This is a genomic window from Rhizobacter sp. P2_H2, from assembly GCF_056403375.1.
Genome location: NZ_JBFUFP010000492.1, coordinates 1 through 3,921, shown reverse-complemented (window position 1 = coordinate 3,921; position 3,921 = coordinate 1). Strand labels below are relative to the sequence as shown.

Sequence of the window (3,921 nt, the reverse complement as noted above, 5' to 3'; positions counted from 1 at the left end):
GGTTTCCTCCAGCGGCGTGGCGGCATCGAAGCGGTGCGAGTAGAAGATGTCGACGTAGTCCAGGCCCATGCGCCGCAGGCTCTGGTCGAGGCTCGCGAGCACGTATTTTCGCGAGCCGCCGCCCTGCCCGTACGGGCCCGGCCACATGTCGTAGCCGGCCTTGGTGGAGATCACCAGCTCGTCGCGGTAGGGCTTGAAATCCTCGCGCAGCAGGCGCCCGAAATTGGTCTCGGCGCTGCCGTACGGCGGGCCGTAGTTGTTGGCGAGGTCGAAGTGGTTGATGCCGAGGTCGAAGGCGGTGCGCAGCAGCGCGCGCTGCTCGGTGAGCGGCGTGGCATCGCCGAAGTTGTGCCACAGGCCGAGCGACAGCGCCGGCAGTTTCAGGCCGCTGCGGCCGCAGCGGCGGTAGGTCATGGTCTCGTAGCGGTCGGCCGCGGCGGTGTAGGTCATGGTGCCCGGGGTGTCATTTGACGAAGTCGTACAGCGGTGCATTCTTGTCGACGATGTGCACCGTGAACAACTTCAAGGGTATGTCGCCGACCACCTTGAAGCTGCCGTGCTGCACGTCGCGCAGGTTCAGCCCGGTCAGGCCGGTGGGCATCATCGAGGCATCCTTGCCCGGCGCCTGCACCATCGCGCCCTGCAGCACGTGGAAGGCCTCCACGCCGTGGTGCACATGCAGGTTGCTGCTCTGGCCCGGCTTCAGCTCGACGATCGACGCGATCACCTCCATGTTGGGCGTGCCGCTCAGGTCTGTGCGCTTCTGCTCGGCGCGCTGCGGCGAATCGGTGAGCGTCTGGGCGGTGAGGCCGGTGGCCAGGCCGAGGGAAAACAGCAAGGCGCCGGACAGCATCAGCGCCGGACGGGACATGTTCTTCATGGCGGTCTCCTCGCGCGACATGCGCGGTGGCACTGTGCGCGCGGCGAACCCGCAGCGTCAACCGGGATTGCCAGGGAAGGATCCGGCGCGAATCCCTTCAGGCCACCGCCAGCCTGCGCCGCGCCGCCTCGTACTCCCCGTGCAGCCGCTCCACCAGCACGCGCGCCGGCACCACCGAATCGATCGCCCCGATCCCTTGCCCGCAGCCCCAGATGTCCTTCCAGGCCTTGCGCGCATCGCCGCCGAAGTTCATCTTGCTCGGGTCGCTCTCGGGCAGGTTCTCCGGGTCGAGCCCGGCCTTCACGATCGAGCCCTTCAGGTAGTTGCCGTGCACGCCGGTGAAGAGGTTGCTGTAGACGATGTCGTCGCTGCTGCTGGCGACGATCATCTGCTTGTAGTCGTCGCTCGCGCGTGCTTCGTCGGTCGCGATGAAGGCCGAGCCGATGTAGGCCAGGTCGGCACCCATCGCCCGCGCCGCCAGGATCGCATCGCCGCTCGCGATCGAGCCGCTCAGCGCAAGCGGGCCGTCGAACCAGGTGCGGATCTCCTGCACCAACGCGAACGGGCTCTTCACGCCCGCATGGCCGCCGGCACCGGCCGCCACCGCGATCAGCCCGTCGGCGCCCTTCTCGATCGCCTTCTTCGCGAAGAAGTTGTTGATGACGTCGTGCAGCACGATGCCGCCCCAGGCGTGCACCGCGTCGTTCACGTCGGTGCGCGCGCCGAGCGAGGTGATGATGACCGGCACCTTGTACTTCGCGCACAGCGCCATGTCGTGATCGAGCCGGTCGTTGCTCTTGTGCACGATCTGGTTGATCGCGAACGGCGCGGCCGGGCGCTCCGGGTGCGCGCGGTCGTGCGCGGCCAGCGTCTCGGTGATCTCGGCCAGCCACTCGTCGAGCAGCTCGGCCGGGCGCGCGTTCAGCGCCGGCATCGCGCCGACGATGCCGGCCTTGCACTGCTCGATCACGAGCTTCGGGTTGCTGATGATGAACAGCGGCGAGCCGATCACCGGCAGCGGCAGGTTCTGCAGAACGGGCGGAAGCGACAAGGCGGGTCTCCGTTGAATTGACAGATCAGAATGCGTCCATCGCCAGCGCCATCACGCTGTCGGCGCCGTCGAGGATGGCATCGCGCTGGCCGGGCACGCGGCTCAGGATGTGCTCGGCATAGAAGCGTGCGGTGGCGACCTTGGACTGGAGGAAGCTCGCATCCCCTTCCTTCGCGGCCAGCTGCGTCTCGGCCACCAGCAGCGCCCGCGCCAGCTGCCAGCCGGCCATCAGGTTGCCGGCCAGCATCAGGTACGGCACCGAGCCGGCGAACACCGCGTTCGGATGCGCCTTCGTCGATCCGGCCACGAACTCGACCACCTGCACGAAGGCCTCGCGCGCCACGGCCAGCCGCTTCAGCACCGCACGCGCGGCCACGCTGTCGCGCCGTGCCAGCTCGGCCTCGGTCTTCTCGATCTGCGCGGCGATCGCCTTCGCGGTCCGGCCGCCGTCGCGCGCCGTCTTGCGGCCGACCAGGTCATTCGCCTGGATCGCGGTCGTGCCCTCGTAGATGGTCAGGATCTTCGCGTCGCGGTAGTACTGCGCCGCACCGGTCTCCTCGATGAAGCCCATGCCGCCGTGCACCTGCACGCCGAGGCTCGTCACCTCCAGGCTCATCTCGGTGCTGTAGCCCTTCACCAGCGGCACCATGAACTCGTAGAAGGCCTGGTTCTGCTGGCGCACCTCGGCATCGGGGTGCGCATGCGCGGCGTCGTAGGCGGCCGCGGCCGTCAGCGCCATCGCGCGACAGCCTTCGGTCAGGGCGCGCATCGTCATCAGCATGCGGCGCACGTCGGGGTGGTGGATGATGCTCGCGCTGCCGGCCACCGAGCCGTCGACCGGGCGCGACTGCACGCGGTCCTTCGCATAGGCCACCGCCTTCTGGTAGGCCCGCTCCGCCACCGCGATGCCCTGCATGCCCACCGCATAGCGGGCCGCGTTCATCATGATGAACATGTACTCGAGGCCGCGGTTCTCCTGGCCGATCAATTGCCCGACGGCCCCCCCATGGTCACCGAACTGCAGCACCGCGGTCGGGCTGGCCTTGATGCCCAGCTTGTGCTCGATGCTCACGCAGTGCGCATCGTTGCGCGCGCCCAGCGAGCCGTCGGCATTCACCAGGAATTTCGGCACCAGGAACAGGCTGATGCCCTTCACGCCCTCGGGTGCGCCGACCACGCGGGCCAGCACCAGGTGGACGATGTTGCCCGCCATGTCGTGCTCGCCGTAGGTGATGAAGATCTTGGTGCCGAAGATCTTGTAGCTGCCGTCGGGCTGCGGCTCGGCGCGCGTGCGCACCAGTGCGAGGTCGGAGCCGGCCTGCGGCTCGGTCAGGTTCATCGTGCCGGTCCACTCGCCGGAGATCATCTTCGGCAGGAACAGCGCCTGCTGCTCGGGGGTGCCGGCGGTGAGCAGCGCCTCGATCGCGCCATCGGTCAGCAGCGGGCACAGCGCGAAGCTCATGTTGGCGCTGTTGAGCATCTCGATGCAGGCCGCGCCGATCGTCTTCGGCAGGTTCTGCCCGCCGAAATCCGACGGATGCTGCAAGCCCTGCCAGCCGCCTTCGGCGAACTGGCGGAAGGCCTGCTTGAAGCCGGGCGTGGTGGTGACCTGGCCATCCTTCCACGACGACGGGTTCTTGTCGCCCTCGAAGTTCAGCGGCGCGAGCACCTCCTGGTTGAAGCGCGCGCATTCCTCGAGCACCGCCTGCGCCGTCTCCAGCCCGGCGTCCTCGAAGCCGGGCAGCTGCGCCACGGCCTCCAGTCCGGCGAGTTCCTTCATGCAGAACAGCATGTCCTTGACGGGGGCGATGTAGCTCATCGTTGTCTCCTTGTTCTCGTTCAGGCAAAAGAAAGCCCGTTGATTCGATCGAGCCAACGGGCTTGCGGGGCACTGCTTGCGGCGCAGGCTCCGGGTCTTACAGGGCCTTCACCAGCTCCGGCACGGCCGTGAAGAGATCAGCCTCGAGGCCATAGTCGGCCACGCTGAAGA

4 protein-coding genes are annotated in these 3,921 nt (G+C 67.8%); all 4 read right to left on the bottom strand.

Annotated elements, in window-relative coordinates; genetic code table 11:
- Positions 1 to 450: aldo/keto reductase (locus AC1D15_RS21000; RefSeq protein WP_477827487.1), on the bottom strand; the 450-nt coding region annotated here is incomplete at its 3' end.
- Positions 451 to 463: 13 nt separating this feature from the next.
- Complete coding sequence (locus AC1D15_RS20995; protein ID WP_047502840.1) at positions 464 to 880, bottom strand: cupin domain-containing protein; 417 nt, start codon at positions 878 to 880, stop codon at positions 464 to 466.
- Between the two features lie 97 nt (positions 881 to 977).
- Positions 978 to 1,931: an NAD(P)H-dependent flavin oxidoreductase gene (locus AC1D15_RS20990; RefSeq protein WP_465112291.1), complete on the bottom strand. Its 954-nt coding sequence runs from the start codon at positions 1,929 to 1,931 to the stop codon at positions 978 to 980.
- 25 nt (positions 1,932 to 1,956) lie between these two features.
- Positions 1,957 to 3,750: an acyl-CoA dehydrogenase gene (locus AC1D15_RS20985; RefSeq protein ID WP_477827486.1), complete on the bottom strand. Its 1,794-nt coding sequence runs from the start codon at positions 3,748 to 3,750 to the stop codon at positions 1,957 to 1,959.
- Positions 3,751 to 3,921 lie beyond the last annotated feature (171 nt).

Excerpts from the sequence above, each read along its gene's own strand:
- AC1D15_RS20995 (WP_047502840.1), bottom strand. The coding sequence starts at position 880 with ATGAAGAACATGTCCCGTCCGGCGCTGATGCTGTCCGGCGCCTTGCTG.
- AC1D15_RS20985 (WP_477827486.1), bottom strand. The coding sequence starts at position 3,750 with ATGAGCTACATCGCCCCCGTCAAGGACATGCTGTTCTGCATGAAGGAA.